The sequence below is a fragment of the Pseudomonas sp. ADAK7 genome (assembly GCF_012935675.1).
Lineage (GTDB): Bacteria > Pseudomonadota > Gammaproteobacteria > Pseudomonadales > Pseudomonadaceae > Aquipseudomonas.
On the sequence record NZ_CP052861.1, the window covers coordinates 4913923 to 4936467 of the forward strand.

Sequence of the window (22545 nt, forward strand, 5' to 3'; positions counted from 1 at the left end):
CCGGGCGCAATAAACCAATGCGCGCAATTGTGCCGCATTGGCGCCCGCAGTGCACGCGGGCGCCGCTTGAGCGGTCGTTACTTCTTGAAGCGTTCGGTCAGGGCGTCCGCCACCGCCGGGTGGACAAACTTGGTGATATCGCCGCCCAAGGCGGCGATTTCACGCACCAGCGTCGAGGAAATAAACGAATAACGCTCGGACGGTGTAAGAAACAGGCTTTCCACATCCGGCGCCAACTGGCGGTTCATGTTGGCCAGCTGGAATTCGTATTCGAAGTCCGACACCGCGCGCAAACCACGCAGGAACACGTTGGCGTTCTTCTCTTTGGCAAAGTGCGCCAGCAGCGTCGAGAAGCCGACGACTTCAACGTTGGGCAGATGTTTAGTGACCTCGCGGGCCAGCTCCACACGCTGTTCCAGGGGAAACAACGGGTTTTTCTTCGGGCTGGCAGCGACGGCAATGATCACATGATCGAACAGGCGCGCGGCGCGTTCGACCAGATCGCCATGGCCCTTGGTAATAGGGTCGAAGGTACCTGGGTACAACACTCGGTTCATCGCGTCGTCCTGGCGGAAGTCCGTTGGGGACTCGGATGGTATCGCAGCCTTCCCGGTCGGGAAAGTCGCCTTTTAGGTAAGAAAGCACTATAGACGATGGGAATATTGTGGTTTTTCATGGGTTTTTCAGGCGCTCGGCCAACGCTGTCGCCAGTTGTGCGGTCAGTCCGTAGACCGACAATTGCGGGTTTGCGCCAATGCTGGTGGGGAACAGCGAGCCGTCGTGGATCGACAGATTACTGATCTGATGATGCCGGCCAAGGCTGTCGGTCACGGCGTTTTTCGGCTCTTCACCCATCGCGCAACCGCCCATCACATGAGCACTGCCTAGCCGCGTGCGATACAGCTCAAGGCTCAAGCCATCGATCAAGGTGCGAGCCTCGGCGAGGGTTTTCACGTAACGCGCATCGGCGTGCATCGGCATGACCGCTTTGGCGCCGCCGGCGAACTGGATCTCGGCCATGCTGTGGAACGCCCGGCGCAAACCGTCCCAGGCGTAGGGTGAAACCTGGTAGTCGAGCACCGGCGTGTCATCGCCGCGCAACTCGACACTGCCGCCGGGGCTGTCCGGGTGGAAACCGTCGCGCAGCAACGCGAGCATGGCGTGGGTGTGGGGCAGGTTTTCCATGTGCTGGGAGTTTTCTTTACCAAAGCCGCCGAGCAGGGTCGCCGCCAACGCCGGTTGCAGCGGCGGGACTTCGAGCTTGTAGGACATTTTGCCGGTGGTGCCGTCCTGCCATTGGAAATGGTCGGAGTAGATCGACTGCGGCGCACCGTAGAACGGATTGATCACCTCGTCGAACAGGCCGGCAGACATGTTTACCAAATGCAGGAAGGTTCGGGTGCCGAGCCGTTTGTGCGGGTCGGGCGCATCGGAACGCAGCAGTAACGCCGGGCTGTTGATCCCGCCGCCGGCCAGCACGTAATGCCGCGCCTTGACCGTGATGGTGCGACCGGTCGGCGCCACGCAGCGCTCGTCCATCGCCACGCAATTGAGGCCAGTGACCTTGCCGTTCTTGATCGACAACTTTTCGGCGCGGGCCAGGTAGAGCAGCTCGCCGCCCTTTTCCAGGGTCGCCGGAATGGTCGTCACCATCATCGATTGTTTGGCGTTAGTCGGACAGCCCATGCCGCAGTAACCGAGGTTCCAGCAGCCGCGCACGTTGCGCGGGATCACGTGCCAGCTGTAGCCGAGTTGCTCGCAGCCTTTGCGAATCACATCGTTGTTGGCGTTGGGCGGCACCATCCACGGCGCGACGCCCAGGCGTTGTTCCATTTTTTCGAACCATGGCGCCATCTCGGCCGGGCTGTGGCCTTTGACGTTGTGCTCTTTGGCCCAGTGTTCCAGGGTCGGGTCCGGGGTGCGGAAACTCGAGGTCCAGTTGATCAGCGTGGTGCCGCCCACCGCCCGGCCCTGGAGAATGGTGATCGCGCCGTCCTTGCTCATGCGGCCGATGCCTTCCTGGTAGAGGCTGGCGTAGGCCTGGTCTTCGAGCATCTTGAAGTCGCTGCTGGTCTTGAGCGGGCCTTCTTCGATCAGCAACACCTTGTAGCCAGCGGCACTGAGGATTTCCGCCGTGGTGCCACCGCCGGCACCGCTGCCGATGATCGCCACGTCCGCTTCCAGAGTCAGGTCTTCTGTCAGTTGCGCGCCGTTGTAGGTTTTCCAGCCGCGGGCCAGGCCTTCGCGGAACGGATCGGGTACAGGCATGTTCGGGTTCTCTTCTTATTTTGGATTCGGTGGTGTGGCGTCGCCGCAATTCTCAAACGGTAGGCGGCCCCGGATACCCGCAATGCGCCCAGGACTCGGCCCGGCTGTACCACGCCATCATCACCAGTTGCAGCAATGAGCTGTGACCCATGCGCAGCAGGCTCAACGAGCTGTTTTCCCAACGGTCGAGGAAGTGCCGGATCTCATCGGCGGAAGCATTTTCCCAACTGCCCCAGATCCCGGTCAGCGGCCCACGGGTCACGGCCATGCCGAGCACATCGAACAACTGTTGCGTCAGTTTGAGCATTTCCGGCGACAGGTGATTGAGGCTGTTATCCAGGGTTTTCAGGGTGCCATCGACGGCCGCCGGCATATGCCCAGTGGCCACGGCGCCGTCGAGCATCACTGGGATGAGGGCGCGCAAAAACAGCAGGTCGCCGCTGCGCAGAATCGCAAAACCATTGGCCGCAATACTCGACGAGCAGCCGCTGAGGCTGGCCCCCAACCCGGCGGTGGCAAGGAAGGCGCTGGCGCCCAGGCTGAATTTCAGCAGGCCGCGCCGTGACAGCGCGGGTGTAGCGGACAGGCTTGGGTTCATTATTGTTATTACCCGGCGGTGATGATTGTTAGCGGATAAACAGCTTCTGAATCAGCTTCTGGATGGACTTGCCGTACGGCGGGTAAATCAGCTTCGCCGCGTTGAAGCGCTGCTTGATCAGCACACCCTTGGCCTTGCTGAAGGTCAGGAAGCCTTCGTGGCCGTGGTAATGGCCCATGCCCGAGGCGCCGATGCCGCCGAACGGCATGTCGTCCTGGGCCACGTGCAGCAACGTGTCGTTGAGGCACACGCCGCCGGAATGGGTTTCGTGGAGCACGCGGTTCTGCTCGCGCTTGTCATAGCCGAAGTAGTACAGCGCCAACGGACGAGGGCGTTGGTTGATGTAGGCAAACGCCTGGTCCAGGTCGGTGTACGGCACGATCGGCAGCAGCGGGCCGAAGATTTCGTCCTGCATCACCGTCATGTCGTCGCTGACATTGAGCAGCAGGCTATGGCCCATGCGCCGCCCCTGGCCTTGGTCGAACAGCGGAATCAGCAGCGCGCCCTTGCTGGTGGCATCGCTGAGGTAGCCGTTGAGCCGCGCCAGTTGTCGGTCATTGATGATCGCGGTGTAGTCCGGGTTGTCAGCGAGTGTCGGATAAAACCCGCGAACCGCCTGGCGATAAGCTTCGACGAAGGCGCCGATACGATCTTCCGGCACCAGCACGTAGTCCGGGGCCACGCAGGTTTGCCCGGCGTTGAGAGTCTTGCCGAAAGCGATGCGTTCGGCGGCGTCCTTGAGCGGCACGTCCCGGGAGACGATGGCCGGGGACTTGCCGCCCAGTTCGAGGGTCACCGGGGTCAGGTTTTCGGCCGCCGCGCGCATCACGTGTTTGCCGATGCTGGTGGCGCCGGTGAACAACAAGTGATCGAAACGCAGGCGGGAGAACGCGACGCCGACATCAGCCTCGCCCAGCACCACGCAGACCAGATCCGCCGGGAAGATCCGCGCGAGCAATGCCTTGAGCAACAAACCGGTGGCGGGCGTGGATTCGCTGAGTTTGAGCATCACCCGATTACCCGCCGACAACGCGCCCACCAGCGGGCCGATGGCCAGGTACAACGGGTAATTCCAGGGCACGATCACGCCGACTACGCCCAATGGCTGGTAAACGACTTTGGCTGAAGCGGGTTGAAAGGCGATACCGACCTTGCGCCGCGATGGTTTCATCCAGCCTTTGAGGTGCTGGCTGGCGTAATGAATGCCGTGCAGGCTGGGCATCAGCTCGGCGAGCAGGGTTTCATCGGCGCTGCGATGGCTGAAATCCTGGCTGATCGCATCGATCAGGGCTTGGCGCTCATTGCTCAAGAGATCGCGCAATGCCTTGAGCCATTGCTGGCGTTGAGCAGCCGGCGGCATCGGGTTGGCGGCGTAAGCGGCCCGTTGCGCATCGAACAAAGTCTGGAGCTCGTCCAAAGGCTGCTGTAGGTTCTGCAGGTAGGCAATGTCGGCAGTCATCGTCGGCTCCGGATTTATTGTAATGAGGAACTTTTTAGAGTCTATGCTCTATAAAGTCAAATGACTTCCTGATGCAGCATTGTTTTATCCACCGCCGGATAGGCCGTAAGATGCTCCGTCACCGCACTCTGAATTAAAGCTCAAGCCATGGCCCCCAGGATCAAAACCAGCGAGCGCATCGTGCAGAACAGCCTGGAGCTGTTCAATCAGCAGGGCGAGCGCAGCATCAGCACCAACCACATAGCTGCCCATATGGAAATTTCCCCGGGCAACCTGTACTACCACTTCCCCAACAAGCAGGCGATCATCGCCGTGTTGTTCAGTGAGTACGAAACCCTCGTGGATAGCTTCCTGCGCCCGCCCCAGGGCCGTGCCGCCACGGTGGAGGACAAGCGCTACTACCTTCAGGAACTGCTGTCGGCGATGTGGCGCTACCGTTTTTTGCACCGCGACCTCGAACATCTGCTCGACAGCGATCCGGAACTGGCCGCCCGTTACCGGCGCTTTTCCCAGCGCTGCGTGATTCAGGGCAGCGCCATCTACGAAGGGTTCGTCGCGGCCGGCATCCTCAACATGGACCGCGTGCAGATCGAATCCCTGACGCTTAATGCCTGGATCATCCTCACGTCCTGGGTGCGTTTCCTGTGCACCACGCGGGAAAACTCCAATCACCTGAGCGAGCAAGCGATTAAACGCGGCGTGTATCAGGTGCTGGTGCTGGAGGCCGGGTTCGTCACGGATCAGTCACGCGACGCAGTGAATGCCTTGTTCGAAGAGTTTTACGTGCCACTGGCCCAAGCCCTGGAAGAAGTGCAGTAGGATCAGACACCGACTTAAATACAGGAGCCCGTTATGCCCATTGCGCAACTGATCAGCCCGCAAGCACTGGACCTGAAGAAGGAGCAGCCGGGGCTGGTGATCCTGGATTGTCGTTTTGCTCTCGAAGACCCGGACTACGGCCAGCGCAGCTATGCCGAAGGGCATATCGCCGGGTCGAGCTTTGCCGATCTGGAGCGTGATCTCAGCGGGACGGTCATCAAGGGCGTCACCGGGCGTCATCCGCTGCCTGAACCCGAAGACCTGATCGAACGCCTGCAAGCCTGGGGCATCAACGCTGACAGCGAAGTGGTTCTGTACGACGACGGTCCCGGTGCCTACGCGGCGCGGGCCTGGTGGTTGCTGGCCTGGCTGGGTAAGCGCGATGGCGTGTTCATCCTCGACGGCGGGCTCAAGGCCTGGCACGCGGCAGGGTTGCCCTTGAGTCTTGATGCGCCTTCGGTACTGCGTGGCACCTTCAGCGGTACACCGGATGCTTCGTTGTTACTCAGCGCCGAACAACTCCAGCAACGTCTCGGCCAACCCGCGTTGACTCTGCTCGACGCCCGCGCCTTGCCGCGCTTCAAGGGCGAAGTGGAACCGATCGACCCGATTGCCGGCCACATCCCCGGCGCGCAATGCGCGGCGTTCACCGAGAACCTGGGCAGTGACGGGCGCTTCCTCCCGGTCGATCAGCTCAAACAACGATTTGCCGCGAAACTCGGTGATCGCTCGCCGACCGAGCTGGTGGCGTATTGCGGTTCCGGCGTGACGGCTTGCCACAACCTGTTTGCGTTGTGCCTGGCGGGTTATCCGTTGGCGTCGTTGTATGCGGGGTCTTGGAGCGAGTGGATTAATCAGCCGGCGCGGGGCATCGCTACCGGCGAATAACGCCATATCCCTTGTAGGAGCGAGGCTTGCCCGCGAAGGCGTCGTATCAGCCGCCATCGTCATCGACTGACACGACGCCTTCGCGGGCAAGCCTCGCTCCTACATTATTGGGCCTGCGCAAGCCCTTAATTCCTGAGTGGTGTCCGAGCACTGCGATATGCGCCTGGCCCAACCCCGTAAACCTGCTTGAACTGCCGGCTCAGATGACTCTGATCGGCAAACCCCAGTTGCGTGGCAACTTCCAGCGGCAGACAACCACCCTGTAACAAAGCCCGCGCCCGTGCGATGCGTTGCTGCATCAGCCAGGTGTGCGGCGGCATGCCGGTGGCGCGGCGGAATACTCGAGCGAAGTGGAAGGGCGACAGGTTCACCGCGGCCGCGAGTTCTTCCAGCGAAGGCGGCGCCGCCAATTGCGATTGCAGCAGGTCCTTGGCCAAGGTCACCGCCCGATGCTCCTTGCCGGGTTTGCCGGCAATCGGCACGGCGGCGTGGCGTTGCAGCAGCGACAGCATCATTTCCCGCCAGACCGTTTGCTGTTGCAGCGCCGTGGACGGGCTCTCCAGCAAGCGATGCAATTGACAGAAACCCTTCACCAGATCCGGATCGCGATACAGCGTGGCGCCAAACGCCGGCAAATCGCTGGTCGGTATTTCCAGCTCGGCCAGCAGTGAAAGAATCTGCCCGCTGTCGGGATAAAACGCTCGGTACAACCAACCGTATTCCGTGCCTTTATGGCCGGTGTGCAGTTCATCCGGGTTGATTAATACCAGTGTGCCGCTCGCCGCCAGGTGTTCAGCGCCGCGATATCGGTAGCGCTGGGCGCCGGCCATGATCATGCCGATGACATAGCCGTCATGCACATGGGGCGCAAAGCGGTGTTCGATGTAACGCGCGGACAACAGCTCGACCCCGGCCAACGGCGCCGTTTGCCAGAACCGGATCGACTCGCCCTGATCGCTGCCCATGACCTTACTCGCGCCCCGCGAAAGTCAGCCATTGCGGGATGCGCCTTTCCAGGTAGTAGCCCGGTTGCCTGAACGAACCATCGACGAAGCCGACATGCCCACCTTTGGCCTGCAATTCGAATTGAGTACAAGCCGACAACTCGCTGGCGTCGGGCAAGCTGTGAGGGAACACGAACGGATCGTCAGCCGCCTGGATGATCAGGGTTGGTGTGCGAATTTCACCCAGGAAGTAACGGCTCGACGCGCGGCGATAATAATCCTCGGCATCGACGAAACCGTTCAGTGGCGCGGTGACCCGGCCATCGAAATCCCAGAACGTGCGCATGTTTTCCAGCGAGCCCAAGGCGGCCAAGGCGGCCAGGCCATCCTCGCGTCCGTCGTGCTGGAACTGGCGCTGTTTGTTCTTGATGTAGGCCACCATCTCGCGCATGAAGTGCGCCTGATAGACCTTGGAAAATCCCTGGCCGATCCGGTCGGCGCACTGATCAAGGCGGAACGGTACCGACACCGCCACGGCGCCCAGCACGCCGCTGTCACTGCCGGTCTCGCCCAAGTGCTTGAGCAACACATTGCCGCCCAGGGAATAGCCAACCGCATACAACGGCGCGAGCGGGCGCTGGGCCTTCAGGTGTCTGATGGCTTCGGCCAGGTCTTCACTGGCGCCGGAATGGTAGCTGCGCGGCAACAGATTCGGCTCGCCGGAGCAACCGCGCCAGTTCAGCGCAACGCTGGCCCACCCTTGATCACCGAGGACCTTTTGCAGGCCGGCGACATAGGGCGAGTTCGACGAGCCGGTCAGCCCGTGCAACACCAGCACCAAGGGTGCGTCGGCGGTGTGCGGCCCGTGCCAGTCGAGATCAAGGAAGTCGCCATCATCGAGCCAAAGCCGTTCGCGCGTGCGGTCGATATGTGTGGTTTTACGCCACAGCGGGCCCCACAAGGTTTGCAAGTGCGGGTTGCCAAGGCCAATGGCCGGGGTGAAGCGTTCGCTAGGCGGGAGCACGATGTTTCTCTGAAAAGTAAAACAGTCGGCGCCAGGGCTGAAAAAGCGTAGTCCTGGCGCCAATGTCCAAAGAAACTAACTTGCCACAATCCCCGTCTCGGCGCGACACATGCTCTGCGGCACGTCATCGGCCGGCAACGGTAAAGGCTGTTGCTCGACGGTAGGGCCCACGGTCACCACCGACCATTGGTCCGGGTCAAAGTGCCTGTTCAAGGCGTCCTTGACTTGAGCGACGGTCAGCCCCTGAGCTTGCTCGACTGAAAAATCCAGGTCGAGGGGCAAGCTATGTTGGTTGATATCGACCAGCCGGGCCAGGATCTGTGAGTTGCTGGCGCTGTTCAACGCGGCGTTGCTGCGCAATTGGCGCAGGGTATCGTCGAGTTCCTGCTGGGTCGGGCCCGTTTGCAAGTAGTCGCGGTACATCGACTGCACCTGCTGCACGGCGCCTTCGCTGAACGACGGGCTCGTTTTCAGGCTGATGACGGCGGCGCTGCCCCCCTGCCAGAGTGTATTTTTCAGTTGCACCACGTAGGTCAGTCCGCGTTTTTCTCGCAGTTCCGTCATCAGCCGGGACGAGACTTTTTGCCCGCCGAAGATCATGTGGCCCACTGTCAGCGCCGTGTAATCGGGATGCTGGCGTTCCACACCAAGCTGCCCCAGCATAATCTGCGTCTGGCTCAGGGCCCGCTCGATATGCCGTGACGGAGCATCGCCCTGGCGCCGCAGGGTTGCTGGCAATGCAGGCATTTCAACGGCCGTCGGCAACGCGTTGACCACCTGCAGACTGATCGCCTGGGCTTGTTCCTGCGTCAGGTCGCCGACCAATGTAATCAACACATCCGCCGCGCTATAGGCTTGCCGATGAAACGCCTGGACCTGCTCCCGAGAGAGCGCCGTCACGCTTTTTTCCGTGCCGAAGACCGGCTGGGCGTAAGGGTGACCGGGCACGAGCAGCTCATTCATCGCCTGGCTGATTTGTAATTCGGGATTCTGCTGTTGGGTCTTGAGGATTTCGATCAACTCGCTTTTGACATTGACCAGCGCGTCATGGCTCAGCAGAGGCTGGCCAAGTATTTGGGTGAACAGTTGCAACGCCGGATCCCGCTGTTCGATGGCCGTCAGGCTGCGCAGCGACAGCGATGCCCGGTCCTGCTTGATCTTCATATCGAATTTTGCGCCAAGGCCATCAAAGGTTTCGGTGATCGCTGACAGATCCTTGCCCGGCACGCCTTCGTTAAGCAGGCTGAACGTCGCTGCCGCCAGCCCGGGATGTGCGCCATCGCGCAGGCTGCCGGCGGGGAAGCTGACATGCAGATCGAACATCGGCAGCTCGGGGGTACGGATAAACAGTACCTTGCCGCCGACCGGCGATTTCCAGCCGTGGATTTTCAGGTTGCGTGAGGTGGCGGCGTTTTCGTTCAGCTCCGCCAGCGATTGCAGGCGTGGTGACGGAGTAACGGCCGATGGTTTCGGCTCGGTGTCGGCAAAGGCCAGGCAACCTTGCAGGCCATTGAGCAGCAGGCACAGGGTCAGGCCGGTGAACTTATTCATGGGTTTTCTCCACGAGGACATGGGCGGTGCTCAGGCGTTGGCGGGTCAGGTAGGTCTGCGCGACGCGTTGAATATCTTCGGGCGTCACCTGATTCAATTCATCGGCATCCTCGTCCATCAGTCGCCACGACAGGCCGATGCTTTCCAGTGCTCCGAGTTGGTCTGCCTGGTGCTCGATGCCGTCGCGATCGTAGATTTGCCGGGCGATCAAATGGGTGCGGGCGCGCTCCAGTTCGACGGGGTCCGGCGGTGTGGCCTTGAGTTCGTCGAGCAATTCCCAGATCCGGGATTGGGCCTGATCGAGGCTGACGGCACTCTGGGAGTTGAGGTGGGCGTTGAGGGTAAAAAGGCTGTCGCCGCGATACAGGGCGTTGTATTCCGATGAGGTGCTGGAAAACAGCCGTTCGGCAAATTGCAGGCGTTTACTCAGGCGTGCGCTGTTCGAGCCGGCCAGCAAGGTGTTGAGCAGCCTTAAGGCATGCACCGTTCGACGGTTTTCGGCGGTAGCCAGGCTCGGCACGTTGAACGCCATGATCAGTCGCGGCGCAGAAATCGCCTGGCGCAAGGTGATCTTCCGCTCGCCAGGTTCGGCCAGTTCCAGCGATGTTTTTGCGGCGACAAATGGCTTGGCCGGGAGGGCGCCGAAATAGCGCTCGGCCAGGGTCTTGACCTTCTCCAGCGTAACGTCACCGACAATCACCAGCGTGGCGTTACCGGGGGCATAACGAGTCTGATACCAGTGACGCAGTTCCTCGGCGTTCAGGCGTTGCAGGTCATGCATCCAGCCAATGATCGGCGCGCCATTGCTGCTGGCAGGGTGGGCAATGCGCATGAGGCGTTCTTGTGCGATTGAGTCCGGTTCATCGTCGACCCGCAGCCGGCGTTCTTCCCGGATGACCGCCAGTTCCGGAATGAAATCCTCGGCTCGCAGTCGCGCGGTGGACATCATGTCGGCCGTCAACTCGAAGGCGACAGCCAACTGGTGAGGCTGCAAGGTCTGGTAAAACGTCGTGACGTCTTTATCGGTAAAGGCGTTATGGGACGCGCCCAGCTTATCCAGAATGGCGGATGCTTCACCGACGCAGGTTTTGCTGCTGCCTTTGTAGAGCATGTGCTCCAGGGCATGGGACAGGCCGGATTGCCCCGGCGGTTCATCGCTGGAGCCGACCTTGAACCAGAGTTGCGAGGTCACTACCGGCGCGCGATGGTCCTCACGCACGACCACTTTCAAGCCGTTATCCAGCGTGAATTCGTGGGTCGGTTGTGCGGGTTCGGCCAGCGCCGAGAAGGGCAGTAGCCAGGAAAAGAGCAGCATCCTGCTGCGAGCGATGTTCATCCGTGTTCATCCTCAGTGGTTTACGGAAATGGCGTAAACCACTGTGGCAAATCGGATGAGGCCATTGGCGGTAATTAGCTACCGCACTGCATGCCTTGTTTCACGCTACGGATTGATCAGTTTGCCAGCGGGCTGCGTTGCCACAGCGCGTAATAAACGCGCCCGGACTTCTGCTCCCGGTGCAGGCGCCAGTTGCCCGGCAAGCCGAGTGCCGACGGTGCGTTTTCGCTTTCGGTGTAGACCCAGGCGTCATCGGCCAGCCACTGACGCTCTTCGAGCAAGGCGCAAACGCCCGGTAACAGATCCTGGTTGAACGGCGGGTCGAGGAACACCACGTCGTAGGCGGTCGCGGTCTGGGTTTCCAGGTAGCGCAAGGCGTCGGCGGTCTGCACCTGGCCGGTGGTGCAGCGCAGGGTGCCGAGGTGTTCCTTGATGCTGGAGACCGCGATGTTGCTGGCGTCCAGCGCCTGGCCCATGGCCGCGCCACGGGACAGGGCTTCAAGGAACAGCGCGCCGCTGCCGGCGAACGGGTCGAGCACCTTGGCCCCGGCGATATACGGCGCGAGCCAGTTGAACAAGGTTTCACGCACCCGGTCCGGGGTCGGACGCAGGCCCGGCGCGTCAGGGAAGCTCAGCTTTCGGCTGCCCCATTCACCGCCGATGATGCGCAGTTGGTTCACGCCGTTGTGGACGTTGTGAACAGGTTTTTTAGGACGAGTGGCCATTAATGCTCCGGAACCCCGAGCGGCTGCTCGGCGGGTTTATCAGATGGGGCCGGTAACGGCTTTTGCGGCACGGTCGGGCCAGCGCTGACGATGACCATTTTGTCCGTGCTCAGATGTTTGTTCAGTGCAGCTTTGACTTGTTCGACGGTCAGGCTCTGGGACTGCTGCATGAAGTCTTCCAGATAACTCAGCGGCAGGTTGTAGAAACCCATGGCGCCGAGTTGGCCGACGATATCGGCGTTGCTGGCGGTGGACAGCGGGAAGCTGCCCGCCAGTTCACGCTTGGCGTCGTCGAGTTCTTTCTCGGTCGGGCCGGTCTTGAGGTAGTCGGCGAGCACCTCCTGCACCAGCTTCAGCGTGCCTTCGCTCATTTCCGCACGGGTCTGCAAGTTGATCATGAACGGGCCGCGGCCCTGCATCGGGGTGAAGCCCGAGTAGACGCCGTAAGCCAGGCCACGCTTCTCGCGCACTTCGCTCATCAGACGGGTGCCGAAGCCACCGCCGCCGAGGATCTGGTTGCCCATGGACAGTGCTGCGTAGTCCGGGTCATCACGGTCGATGCCCAGTTGCGCGAGCATCAGGTTGGTCTGCTTGGACGGGAACTCGATGTGGCCGATGCTGGCCTTGGGTTCGGTCGGCTGCGGGATTTTCGCCAGGGCCGGGCCTTTCGGCAGGGCGCTGGAGACTTGCGCGGCAATCGCCTCGGCTTCGGCGCGGGACAGGTCACCGACCAGGGCAATCACCACGTTGCCGGCGGCGTAGGCTTTCTCATGGAAGGCCCGCAGCTGCGCCAGGGTGATCGCCGGAACGGATTTCGCCGTGCCATCGCTGGAGTTGGCGTAAGGATGATCGCCGTACAGACGCTTCATCAGCTCCAGGCCGGCCAGTTTGCCGGGGTTCTGCTTCTGGTATTCGAAACCGGCGAGCAACTGGTTCTTGATCCGTGCGAACGAATCGGCAGGGAAGGTCGGTTTGCCGATGACTTCGGAGAACAGCTTCAAGGCTGGCTCACGTTTGTCGGCGGCGCTCAAACTGCGCAGCGAAGCAACGGCCATGTCTTTGTAAGCACCGTTGCCGAAGTCTGCACCCAGGCCTTCGAAGCCCTGGGCGATAGCGCCGACATCTTTACCGGCCACGCCTTCGTTGAGCATCGCGTTGGTCAGCAGCGCGAGGCCCGGCGCATTGCCGTCCTGGCTGCTGCCGGCGGCGAAGATCAGGCGCATGTCGAACATCGGCAGCTCCCGTGCTTCGACGAACATCACCTTGGCGCCTTCGGCGGTGGTCCAGGTCTGCACGTCCATGTTGCGGTGGCTCGGCGCCTTGCCGTCGAGTTCGGCCAGGGATTGCAGCTTCTGGCTGGACTTGGCCTTGTCGAGAGCTTCGCTGGCCGTGGACTCATCGGGACGCAACAGGTAGACGGTCGCCGAGCCGATCAATGCCACGAGGATCAGGCCAATCAGCGCCAGGCGCGGTTTTTTACGCTCACTCATGAGTCGTCTCCAGTGGAAGTACATGGGCGACGCTGAGACGTTCGCGGGTGAAATACAGCTTGGCGGCTTTCTGGATATCGTCGGGGGTGACGCTTTCCAGGTCGGCGAGTTCGGTGTCCATCAGCTTCCACGACAAACCGACGGTTTCCAGTTGGCCGATGGCGGTGGCCTGGCTGGTGATCGAATCACGCTCGTAGACCAGGCCGGCAATCACCTGGGCGCGCACGCGCTCCAGCTCTTCAGCGGATGGCGCGGTGGTTTTCAGTTGTTCGAGCAGCTTCCACAGACCGGCTTCGGCCTGGGCGATGGTTTTCTTCTTTTGCGAGTTCGGGCTGGCGGACAGGGTGAACAGGCTGTCGCCACGGGTGTAGGCGTCGTAGCTCGACGAACCGCCGGACACCAGCTCTTCACCGCGTTCCAGTTGCGTCGGGATACGGCCGCTGTAGCCGCCGTCGAGCAGGGCCGAAATCAGGCGCAGAGCGTTTACCGAACGTTTGTCTTCGGCGGTGGCGAGGCTCGGCACGTTGAAGGCCAGCATCAGGCTCGGCAGTTGGGTCTGCACGTGCAGGGTAATCTGCCGTTCGCCGGGCTCGGCCAGTTCCAGCGGGATTTTCGCCGGTGGCACGTCACGCTTGGCGATTGGGCCGAAGTAGCGCTGAGCCAGGGTTTTGACTTCATCCGGGGTGACATCGCCGACCACCACCAGGGTGGCGTTGTTCGGCACATACCAGGATTGGTACCAGTGGCGCAGTTCCTCGACCTTCATGCGGTCGAGGTCAGCCATCCAGCCGATGGTCGGCGTGTGATAGCCGCTGGCCGGGTACGCCATGGCCTTGAAGCGTTCGTAGGCCTTGGACATCGGCTTGTCGTCGGTGCGCAGGCGACGCTCTTCTTTAATCACCTCGATCTCGCGGCTGAACTCGTCGGCCGGGAGTTTCAGGTTGGCCATGCGGTCGGCTTCAAGTTCGAAGGCGACGCCCAGGCGATCCCGGGCCAACACTTGGTAGTAGGCCGTGAAGTCATCGCTGGTGAAGGCGTTCTCTTCGGCGCCGAGGTCGCGCAGGATCAGCGACGCCTCGCCGGGGCCGAGTTTCTCGCTGCCCTTGAACATCATGTGTTCCAGGGCGTGGGACAAACCGGTCTGGCCCGGGGTCTCATAGCTCGAGCCGACCTTGTACCAGACCTGGGACACCACCACCGGCGCCCGATGGTCTTCGCGCACGACGACCTTCAAGCCGTTGTCGAGGGTGAATTCATGAGTGGGTTGTGGATCGGCAGCCAGGGCCGAGAGGGGCAGACAAACTGCGCTGAACAGCAGGCCTGCAGCGCGGCGGGCTAGAGCATTCATACGTTTTTAAACCTTTGGGGCTGCCCGCTTGTTCTTAGCGTCAGCGGGCGAGAGGGTGCTAGGATACTGATCCGTTTTACTGGCGGCCACGCCTGTGAGCCTTTTATCGGTCCGCAGGTTGTCTGGGTTCTCGGCAAAAGCTTTGAGTTTGTTCGCTAAACTCTGCGTTTTCGCCGACGATGCCGGTCCAGTCCTTCGTATTAGTCGACCTTTGAGGTGCCGTTGGCACCTCGACAAATTGTTGCGCGTGAACAAGCTGGGTGAATCGCAGTCTGTTCTGCATCGAATATTTATTTGCCGGGGCGCCCTTTGGCGCGTCGCTACCGTGAGATAGCCGTCCTCCATGTTTGGTTCCAACGACGACAAGAAGACCCCAGCTGCGGCTGGCGAGAAGAAAGGCCTGTTCGGATGGCTGCGCAAAAAGCCGCAGGAAACCGTCGTCGAACCGCCACAACCCATTCCTGAGCCCATTCCTGCGCCGGTAATAGAAGAAGAGCCGACGCCGATTGTTCTGCCGAACGCCGAGCCGGTGTTGCAGCCGGTGGTTGAGGCCGAGCCTGAAGTCGTAGCCGAGTTGCCGCTGACGCCCGTCGCTGAGCCTTGGCTGACCTTGCCGGTCGCGGAAGAGCCGGTGGCATTGGTTGAGGATGAGCAGGCGCCGCACATTGCTCCGCCTATTCCAGCGCCGATTGCGTTTACCCCTGAGCCGATTCATGTGCCGGTGATCGAGCCGGTTGTCGCGCCAGTTTTCGTGGCCGAACCTGAACCGGTTGTGGTTCCAGAGCCAGAAATGCCGGCCTTCGTAGCGCCCGTTGCGCCGATTGTCCAAGCGCCTGCGCCGATTGTCGCTCCCGTTGTCGAAGCACCTGTCGCCCTCGTCGAAACCCCGGCCGAGCCGCCGCGTACCGAAGAAACCAAAGCCGGTTTCTTCGCCCGCCTCAAGCAGGGCCTGTCCAAGACCAGCGCCAGCATCGGCGAAGGCATGGCCAGCCTGTTCCTCGGCAAGAAGATCATCGATGACGAGCTGCTCGAAGACATCGAAACCCGTCTGCTGACCGCCGACGTTGGCGTCGAAGCAACGTCAGTGATCATTCAGCGCCTGACTCAGAAAGTCGCGCGTAAAGAGCTGGCCGATGCCGATGCGTTGTACAAATCCCTGCAAGCGGAACTGGCGGCGATGCTCAAGCCCGTCGAGCAGCCGCTGAAAATCACTTCGCAGAACAAACCGTTCGTGATTCTGGTGGTTGGCGTCAATGGCGCCGGCAAGACCACCACCATCGGCAAACTGGCGAAGAAGCTGCAACTGGAAGGCAAGAAAGTCATGCTCGCCGCCGGTGACACCTTCCGCGCCGCCGCTGTGGAGCAATTGCAGGTGTGGGGTGAGCGCAACAAGATCCCGGTCATCGCCCAGCACACTGGCGCCGATTCGGCTTCGGTCATCTTCGACGCCGTGCAGGCCGCCAAGGCCCGTGGCATCGATGTGCTGATCGCCGACACCGCCGGTCGTCTGCACACCAAAGACAACCTGATGGAAGAATTGAAAAAGGTTCGCCGGGTGATCAGCAAGCTCGACGCCGACGCGCCCCACGAAGTGCTGTTGGTGCTCGATGCCGGTACTGGCCAGAACGCGATCAACCAGGCCAAGCAGTTCAACCAGACCGTGCAACTGACGGGTCTGGCGCTGACCAAGCTCGACGGCACCGCGAAGGGCGGGGTGATTTTCGCCCTGGCCAAGCAGTTCGGCTTGCCCATCCGCTACATCGGCGTCGGTGAAGGCATCGATGATTTGCGTACCTTTGAAGCAGAACCCTTTGTCCAGGCATTGTTTGCCGAGCGGGAGCGTTAATGATTCGTTTCGAACAGGTCGGTAAACGCTACCCGAACGGTCACGTCGGCTTGCATGAGCTGAGCTTTCGAGTCCGTCGGGGCGAATTCTTGTTTGTCACCGGCCATTCCGGCGCCGGTAAAAGCACCCTGTTGCGGCTGTTGCTGGCGATGGAGCGTCCGAGCACCGGCAAATTGCTGCTGGCCGGGCAAGACCTGAGCACCATCAGCAACGCGCAGATTCCTTACTTGCGGCGGCAGATCGGTGTGGTGTTCCAGAACCACCAGTTGCTGTTCGATCGTACGGTGTTCAATAACGTCGCACTGCCGTTGCAGATTCTTGGCCTGTCCAAGGCTGAAATCGTCAAGCGGGTGGATTCGGCCCTGGAGCGCGTGGCGCTCTCGGACAAGACCGATCTGTACCCCGGCGACCTGTCCACCGGTCAGCAACAGCGCGTCGGCATTGCCCGCGCCATCGTCCATCGCCCGGCCTTGCTGCTGGCGGACGAACCGACCGGTAACCTCGACCCGCGCCTGGCGGCCGAGATCATGGGCGTGTTCGAAGACATCAACCGTTTGGGTACCAGCGTACTGATCGCGAGCCATGACTTGGCCCTGATCGCCCGCATGCGCCACCGCATGCTGACCCTGCAACGCGGCCGCTTGATCGGCGACGGGGAGGCTGGCGTATGAGTGCGACACGCAGCCCCAAGGTTTCCGAACGCGTGGCCCCGAAGGCCGCCGATCCGCAGCCGCAAAAGAAAAAACGTGACGATGACGACGGCCCGGATTTCAGCACGCTATTGCGCGCCTGGATCGAAAGCCACCGCGCCAGCCTGCTGGACAGCTTGCGTCGCTTGGGCAAGCAGCCCATCGGCAGCTTTTTCACCTGTCTGGTGATGGCGGTCGCCCTGAGTTTGCCGATGGGGCTGTCACTTTTGCTGAATAACGTCGAGCGACTGGGCGGTTCCTGGCAGCGTGCGGCGCAGATTTCCCTTTACCTGCAACTCGACGCCAGCCCGGAGCAGGGCGAGTCGTTGCGCGAGCAGATCAAAGGCATGCCCGGCGTCGCGGATGCGGAATATGTCGGTCGCGACCAGGCGCTGGAAGAGTTCCAGCAACAGTCCGGTCTGGGCGAGGCGCTCAAGGAACTGCCGGAAAACCCGCTGCCGGGCGTGGTGCTGGTGACGCCGAACGAAGTCGACAAGCCGACGCTTGAAGCATTAAGACAAAAACTTTCCGAACTGCCGAAGGTACAGCAGGCGCAACTTGATCTAGTCTGGGTCGAGCGTCTGGCCGCCATCCTCAAGCTGGGGGACCGGTTTGTCTTCGGTCTGACCGTGCTTTTGGTGTCTGCATTACTTTTGGTGATAGGCAATACCATTCGTCTTCATATTGAAAACCGCCGCACAGAGATAGAAGTGATTAAACTCGTCGGCGGCACGGACAGCTATGTGCGCAGGCCCTTTCTGTATATGGGCGCGCTTTATGGCTTCGGTGCGGGGATTCTTTCCTGGGGCGTATTGGCGTTCGGCCTGAACTGGCTGAACGACGCGGTGGTTGGATTGGCCGGCTTGTACGGCAGTAATTTCGCGCTGGCCGGAGTGCCAGTTGCCGATGGTCTGTCGCTCTTGCTTGGCGCGGTGCTGTTGGGTTATATCGGTGCATGGATTGCAGTCGCACGTCATCTCAGGGAGTTGGCGCCGAAGTAGTATCTTTTTGCGCGTATTGACCTTTCGGTTTTTATGGGAACTTGTCCTACGGTTTCCGGTCAATTTTCGCAGTGCTGAACTGCACGATTTATGTAAGACGGAGGTTTTTTCGTATGACCACTTCTTTGCAACCTGCTTATGCTCTGGTCCCAGGCGCAAACCTGGAGGCCTATGTGCACACGGTGAACAGCATTCCATTGCTGACGCCGGAGCAGGAGCGTGAACTGGCCGAGAGTCTCTATTATGAGCAGGATTTGGGGGCGGCTCGGCAGATGGTGCTCGCCCACCTGCGTTTTGTCGTACACATTGCCCGTAGCTATTCCGGCTACGGCCTGGCCCAGGCTGACCTGATCCAGGAAGGCAACGTCGGCCTGATGAAGGCCGTGAAGCGCTTCAACCCGGAAATGGGTGTGCGCCTGGTTTCGTTTGCTGTGCACTGGATCAAGGCGGAAATCCACGAGTTCATCCTGCGCAACTGGCGCATTGTGAAAGTCGCGACCACCAAGGCCCAGCGCAAGCTGTTCTTCAACCTGCGCAGCCAGAAGAAACGTCTGGCGTGGCTGAACAACGAGGAAGTCCACCGTGTGGCGGAAAGCCTCGGCGTAGAGCCGCGGGAAGTGCGCGAGATGGAAAGTCGCCTGACCGGCCATGACATGGCCTTCGACCCGGCCGCGGAAGCGGACGACGACAGCGCTTTCCAATCGCCGGCCAACTATCTGGAAGACCACCGGTACGACCCGGCCCGTCAACTGGAAGATGCCGATTGGAGCGACAACTCCAATCACAACCTGCACGAAGCGCTGGAAGTGCTGGACGACCGTAGCCGTGACATCCTCTACCAGCGCTGGCTGGCAGAAGAAAAAGCGACGCTGCACGACCTGGCGCAGAAGTACAACGTGTCGGCCGAGCGTATTCGTCAGCTTGAGAAGAGCGCGATGAACAAGCTCAAGTTGTCGATCGCCGCCTAACCGGCGTAGCGGCAATAAAAAACGCCCCGATCAGAGATGATCGGGGCGTTTTTTTTCGCGTCGCTCCTACAGGGATCGCGTCAATTCATTGAGACCAAGGCGCACGCCGCGAATCATTGAGCCCGACCAGATAGCTATCACCACCCAACTGACTCATCTGCTGCCGAATCCACCCGGCCCGACGTGCGACATAGTTGGTCGGATGACTCGCGCTCCAAACTCGTGGATTAGGCAACACCGCTGCCAGCAAACTCGCCTGCTGCCGCGACAATGACCGGGCGCCGACACCAAAGTGATGCCGAGCCGCCGCTTCAGCGCCAAACACCCCGTCATCCCACTCGACGCTATTCAGATAAACCTCAAGAATCCGCTGCTTGGGCCACAGCACTTCGATCAGCCCGGTAAACCACGCTTCCAGGCCTTTACGCAGCCAGCTACGGCCGGACCACAAAAACAAATTCTTCGAAACTTGCTGGCTCAACGTACTGGCACCGCGAATCGTGCCGCCGCGTTCGTTATGGGCAAACGCCGCTTGAATCGCGCCGAAGTCAAAACCCCAGTGCTCGGGGAATTTCTGGTCCTCGCCGGCAATCACCGCGACTTTCAGGTCGTCGGAGATCTGATCCCAGGGTTGCCAGGTGCGCTGCAGGTCAATGGGTTCGCCGTCGAACCAGGATTCGACCTTGCGCTCGACCATCAGCGCCGTACCGGGGGGCGGCACCACGCGAAAAATCAAAACCAGCAATACGCTGCCGCCCGCGAACCAGAGCAGGGCCTTCGTGAATCGTCGCAAAAATAAACGCAGCATAGAGATGGCTTGGCCGAACCCGTTGAGCGGGCCATTATACAGACCCTGTTGATCGAGTCTGACTGGAGTTCTTCATGCTGCGTGGCTTTCTGATGCTGGCCGCTTTCTTCGGCTTCACCGGCGTGGCCCTTGGCGCGTTCGCCGCCCATGGCTTGAAAAACCGCCTGACCCCGGAATACCTGGCAATTTTCCATACCGGCGTCACCTACCAACTGGTGCACACCTTGGCCTTGCTGGGCGTGGCGCTGCTGGCCACGCAGATTCCGGGGCGCCTGGTCACCTGGGCTGGGGCGTCCTTTGCCATTGGCATCCTGCTGTTTTCCGGCAGTTTGTACCTGCTGACCATCACCGGCGTCAGCAAGCTTGGCATCATCACGCCGTTCGGTGGCCTGGCGTTCCTGGTGGGCTGGCTGTGTCTGGGACTTGCCGCGTGGCGCTTGCCGCTTACCGCTTGACGCTTGGTGCTGACCTTTAGGTCATGATCGGGCTAGAATGCCAGCCCCTAAAAATGATGGCGGCTTCTTGCATGCGCATTCAGTTGAACGGCGAATCCCTTGAACTGCCCGACGGTGAAACCGTTGCGGCCCTGCTGACCCGTCTGGACCTGACCGGACGCCGGGTGGCAGTCGAACTCAATCTGGATATCGTCCCGCGCAGCCAGCATGCCGACACCACGCTGAACGACGGCGACAACGTCGAAGTCGTGCACGCCATCGGCGGCGGCTAGTCGCCCGGCCCGCAAGGGCACAGAATTCTGCAAGAACCTCACCCCTACAGAGGATTTCCCATGAGCATCGTTCGTAGCGACAAGCCCTTCGTCCTGGCCGGTCGTACTTACCAGTCGCGTTTGCTGGTAGGCACCGGCAAGTACCGCGACATGGAAGAAACCCGCCTGGCCATCGAAGCCTCGGGTGCCGAGATTGTCACCTTCGCCGTGCGCCGCACCAACCTGGGCCAGAACCCGGGCGAGCCGAACCTGCTCGAAGTCCTGTCGCCGGATCGCTACACCTTCCTGCCGAACACCGCCGGTTGCTTCGATGCGACCGAGGCCGTGCGCACTTGCCGCCTGGCCCGTGAGCTGCTTGGCGGCCACAACCTGGTGAAGCTGGAAGTGCTGGCCGACCAGAAAACCTTGTTCCCTAACGTGATCGAAACCCTCAAGGCCGCCGAAGTGCTGGTCAAGGAAGGTTTCGACGTGATGGTCTACACCAGCGATGACCCGATCATCGCCCGTCAACTGGCGGAAATCGGTGTTATCGCGGTGATGCCGCTGGCCGGCCTGATCGGCACGGGCCTGGGGATCTGCAACCCGTACAACCTGCAGATCATCCTCGAAGAAGCCAAAATCCCGGTGCTGGTCGATGCCGGTGTCGGCACTGCTTCCGATGCCACCATCGCCATGGAACTGGGTTGCGAAGCGGTGCTGATGAACTCGGCCATCGCCCACGCCCAGCAGCCGATCATGATGGCCGAAGCCATGAAACACGCCATCGTCGCAGGTCGCCTGGCCTACCTCGCCGGCCGCATGCCGAAAAAACTCTATGCCAGCGCCTCCTCGCCGCTGGATGGTCTGATCAAGTAAGAGCCATTGATGACTGAATCGAACGACACGCCTATCCAGCCGAAAGAAGGCGAAGAACGCCAACACCGCCGTATCAAGAGTTTCGTGATGCGCGCCGGACGCATGACCGAAGGCCAGCAAAAAGGCCTGGAGCAGGGCACGCCACTGTTCGTCCTGCCGCTGGCCGATGCGCCGGTGGACTTCGACCAAGTGTTCGGCCGCTCGGCCCCGCGCTCGCTGGAAATCGGCTTCGGCATGGGCCATTCGCTGCTGGAAATGGCCGCGGCTTCGCCGGAGCAGGATTTCATCGGTGTGGAAGTTCACCGTCCGGGTGTCGGCGCGCTGCTCAATGGCGTGCTGACCCAGGGCCTGACCAACCTGCGGGTCTACGATTGCGATGCGATCGAAGTGCTCAACAATTGCGTGGCCGACAACAGCCTCGATCGCCTGATGCTGTTTTTCCCGGACCCGTGGCACAAGAGCCGTCACCACAAGCGCCGGATCGTTCAGGCGTCATTCGCTGAACTGGTGCGCAGCAAGTTGAAAGTCGGCGGCGTTCTGCACATGGCCACCGACTGGGAGCCGTACGCCGAATACATGCTGGAAGTGATGAACGTCGCGCCGGGCTACCGCAACCTCGCCGAAGACGGCAAATACGTGCCGCGCCCCACCGAGCGCCCGATCACCAAGTTCGAACGCCGTGGCGAGCGACTTGGGCATGGTGTGTGGGATTTGAAGTTCGAAAAGCAGTCCTGAGCCTAGCCCGACTGATCGTTCCCACGCTCCGCGTGGGAATGCATCCCGTGACGCTCCGCGTCACATTTAGAGGCGGACGCAGAGCGTCCATGGCGGCATTCCCACGCAGAGCGTGGGAACGATCAAACGTCAGGATTCAGCGGCGATCCGCGACTACGCCAATCAATACCAACACCACCAACAACACCGGCGCCAGGCTGTAGTTGTTGAACTGGCTCAGGCCTTTGATGATCCACGGCGTGGCGTAGATCAGTGCGACGCCGCTGCCGACCATGCACAGCAGGGACATCAGCGGGACGCGCAAGGCGCCGGCGATGCCGCCCAGGCGTTGCTCGACCCAACCTTTGATGTCGGCGCCAAACAGCACCAGTAAACAGCCCACCAGCGCCAGAGAGATTTCCGACAGGTTGCTACGGCTCCAGCGGGACACGGTGGCGAGCAGGTCGAGGATCAAATCCATTGGTTT

Annotated in this window: 23 protein-coding genes; 10 read left to right on the forward strand and 13 right to left on the reverse strand. The window is 61.1% G+C overall.

Annotated features, from left to right (window positions below; all coding sequences use genetic code 11):
• Nucleotides 1-77: 77 nt before the first annotated feature.
• The 4 genes from coaD to HKK53_RS22555 all read right to left on the reverse strand — a co-directional run bounded on the left by coaD (nucleotide 78) and on the right by HKK53_RS22555 (nucleotide 4325).
• A complete protein-coding gene (gene coaD, locus HKK53_RS22540) occupies nucleotides 78-557 on the reverse strand; it encodes a pantetheine-phosphate adenylyltransferase (protein WP_007945531.1) in 480 nt (159 codons plus the stop codon).
• A gap of 115 nt (nucleotides 558-672) precedes the next feature.
• Nucleotides 673-2268 carry a GMC family oxidoreductase gene (locus HKK53_RS22545; RefSeq protein ID WP_169372645.1) on the reverse strand — a complete coding sequence of 532 codons (1596 nt, stop codon included), beginning with the start codon at nucleotides 2266-2268 and terminating at the stop codon, nucleotides 673-675.
• Between the two features lie 52 nt (nucleotides 2269-2320).
• Nucleotides 2321-2866 (reverse strand): twin-arginine translocation pathway signal protein, encoded by a 546-nt coding sequence (locus HKK53_RS22550; RefSeq protein ID WP_169372646.1) that lies wholly within the window; start codon nucleotides 2864-2866, stop codon nucleotides 2321-2323.
• 28 nt (nucleotides 2867-2894) lie between these two features.
• A complete protein-coding gene (locus HKK53_RS22555; RefSeq protein ID WP_169372647.1) occupies nucleotides 2895-4325 on the reverse strand; it encodes a coniferyl aldehyde dehydrogenase in 1431 nt (476 codons plus the stop codon).
• Nucleotides 4326-4472: 147 nt separating this feature from the next.
• On the opposite strand from HKK53_RS22555, the gene HKK53_RS22560 reads away from it, so the two are divergent.
• Entirely contained in the window at nucleotides 4473-5144 is a 672-nt protein-coding gene (locus HKK53_RS22560) for a TetR/AcrR family transcriptional regulator (RefSeq protein ID WP_169372648.1), read from the forward strand.
• Nucleotides 5145-5177: 33 nt separating this feature from the next.
• Nucleotides 5178-6032, forward strand: a complete 855-nt coding sequence (locus HKK53_RS22565) for a sulfurtransferase (RefSeq protein ID WP_169372649.1) — start codon at nucleotides 5178-5180, stop codon at nucleotides 6030-6032.
• A 125-nt stretch (nucleotides 6033-6157) separates the two neighbouring features.
• Here the strand turns inward: HKK53_RS22565 and HKK53_RS22570 are convergent, their stop codons facing one another.
• From HKK53_RS22570 to HKK53_RS22600, 7 genes are all read right to left on the reverse strand, one after another.
• Nucleotides 6158-6997, reverse strand: a complete 840-nt coding sequence (locus tag HKK53_RS22570) for an AraC family transcriptional regulator (RefSeq protein ID WP_169372650.1) — start codon at nucleotides 6995-6997, stop codon at nucleotides 6158-6160.
• 4 nt (nucleotides 6998-7001) lie between these two features.
• Nucleotides 7002-8000, reverse strand: a complete 999-nt coding sequence (locus HKK53_RS22575) for a hydrolase (protein ID WP_169372651.1) — start codon at nucleotides 7998-8000, stop codon at nucleotides 7002-7004.
• A gap of 75 nt (nucleotides 8001-8075) precedes the next feature.
• Complete coding sequence (locus tag HKK53_RS22580; protein WP_169372652.1) at nucleotides 8076-9551, reverse strand: M16 family metallopeptidase; 1476 nt, start codon at nucleotides 9549-9551, stop codon at nucleotides 8076-8078.
• Nucleotides 9544-10887, reverse strand: coding sequence for a M16 family metallopeptidase (locus tag HKK53_RS22585; RefSeq protein ID WP_169372653.1), 1344 nt, complete (start codon nucleotides 10885-10887; stop codon nucleotides 9544-9546). Before HKK53_RS22585 ends, HKK53_RS22580 begins: the two co-directional genes overlap by 8 nt.
• A 116-nt stretch (nucleotides 10888-11003) precedes the next feature.
• Nucleotides 11004-11612: a 16S rRNA (guanine(966)-N(2))-methyltransferase RsmD gene (gene rsmD / locus HKK53_RS22590; RefSeq protein WP_169372654.1), complete on the reverse strand. Its 609-nt coding sequence runs from the start codon at nucleotides 11610-11612 to the stop codon at nucleotides 11004-11006.
• Complete coding sequence (locus tag HKK53_RS22595) at nucleotides 11612-13102, reverse strand: M16 family metallopeptidase (protein WP_169372655.1); 1491 nt, start codon at nucleotides 13100-13102, stop codon at nucleotides 11612-11614. The genes rsmD and HKK53_RS22595 overlap by 1 nt, the downstream gene beginning before the upstream one ends.
• A complete protein-coding gene (locus tag HKK53_RS22600) occupies nucleotides 13095-14450 on the reverse strand; it encodes a M16 family metallopeptidase (protein WP_169372656.1) in 1356 nt (451 codons plus the stop codon). Before HKK53_RS22600 ends, HKK53_RS22595 begins: the two co-directional genes overlap by 8 nt.
• Before the next feature lie 343 nt (nucleotides 14451-14793).
• On the opposite strand from HKK53_RS22600, the gene ftsY reads away from it, so the two are divergent.
• From ftsY to rpoH, 4 genes are all read left to right on the forward strand, one after another.
• On the forward strand, nucleotides 14794-16296 hold the full coding sequence (gene ftsY / locus HKK53_RS22605; protein ID WP_169372657.1) for a signal recognition particle-docking protein FtsY: 1503 nt from the start codon (nucleotides 14794-14796) through the stop codon (nucleotides 16294-16296).
• Nucleotides 16296-16967 (forward strand): cell division ATP-binding protein FtsE, encoded by a 672-nt coding sequence (ftsE, locus tag HKK53_RS22610; protein WP_025215982.1) that lies wholly within the window; start codon nucleotides 16296-16298, stop codon nucleotides 16965-16967. Before ftsY ends, ftsE begins: the two co-directional genes overlap by 1 nt.
• Entirely contained in the window at nucleotides 16964-17986 is a 1023-nt protein-coding gene (ftsX, locus tag HKK53_RS22615; protein WP_169372658.1) for a permease-like cell division protein FtsX, read from the forward strand. The genes ftsE and ftsX overlap by 4 nt, the downstream gene beginning before the upstream one ends.
• A 113-nt stretch (nucleotides 17987-18099) precedes the next feature.
• Nucleotides 18100-18954 (forward strand): RNA polymerase sigma factor RpoH, encoded by an 855-nt coding sequence (gene rpoH, locus HKK53_RS22620; protein ID WP_003176698.1) that lies wholly within the window; start codon nucleotides 18100-18102, stop codon nucleotides 18952-18954.
• A gap of 85 nt (nucleotides 18955-19039) precedes the next feature.
• On the opposite strand, the gene mtgA is transcribed toward rpoH, so the two are convergent.
• Nucleotides 19040-19762, reverse strand: a complete 723-nt coding sequence (gene mtgA, locus HKK53_RS22625) for a monofunctional biosynthetic peptidoglycan transglycosylase (RefSeq protein WP_169372659.1) — start codon at nucleotides 19760-19762, stop codon at nucleotides 19040-19042.
• A gap of 74 nt (nucleotides 19763-19836) precedes the next feature.
• On the opposite strand from mtgA, the gene HKK53_RS22630 reads away from it, so the two are divergent.
• From HKK53_RS22630 to trmB, 4 genes are all read left to right on the forward strand, one after another.
• On the forward strand, nucleotides 19837-20217 hold the full coding sequence (locus HKK53_RS22630) for a DUF423 domain-containing protein (protein WP_169372660.1): 381 nt from the start codon (nucleotides 19837-19839) through the stop codon (nucleotides 20215-20217).
• A 71-nt stretch (nucleotides 20218-20288) separates the two neighbouring features.
• Entirely contained in the window at nucleotides 20289-20489 is a 201-nt protein-coding gene (gene thiS / locus HKK53_RS22635) for a sulfur carrier protein ThiS (RefSeq protein WP_167394879.1), read from the forward strand.
• A 60-nt stretch (nucleotides 20490-20549) separates the two neighbouring features.
• The gene (locus HKK53_RS22640) at nucleotides 20550-21344 is read left to right on the forward strand and encodes a thiazole synthase (RefSeq protein ID WP_008068101.1); all 795 of its coding nucleotides are present in this window, start codon (nucleotides 20550-20552) and stop codon (nucleotides 21342-21344) included.
• Between the two features lie 9 nt (nucleotides 21345-21353).
• Complete coding sequence (gene trmB, locus HKK53_RS22645) at nucleotides 21354-22079, forward strand: tRNA (guanosine(46)-N7)-methyltransferase TrmB (RefSeq protein ID WP_169372661.1); 726 nt, start codon at nucleotides 21354-21356, stop codon at nucleotides 22077-22079.
• Nucleotides 22080-22215: 136 nt separating this feature from the next.
• Here trmB and HKK53_RS22650 read toward each other — a convergent pair whose 3' ends face one another.
• Complete coding sequence (locus HKK53_RS22650) at nucleotides 22216-22539, reverse strand: DUF3392 domain-containing protein (RefSeq protein WP_054044425.1); 324 nt, start codon at nucleotides 22537-22539, stop codon at nucleotides 22216-22218.
• Nucleotides 22540-22545: the final 6 nt, after the last annotated feature.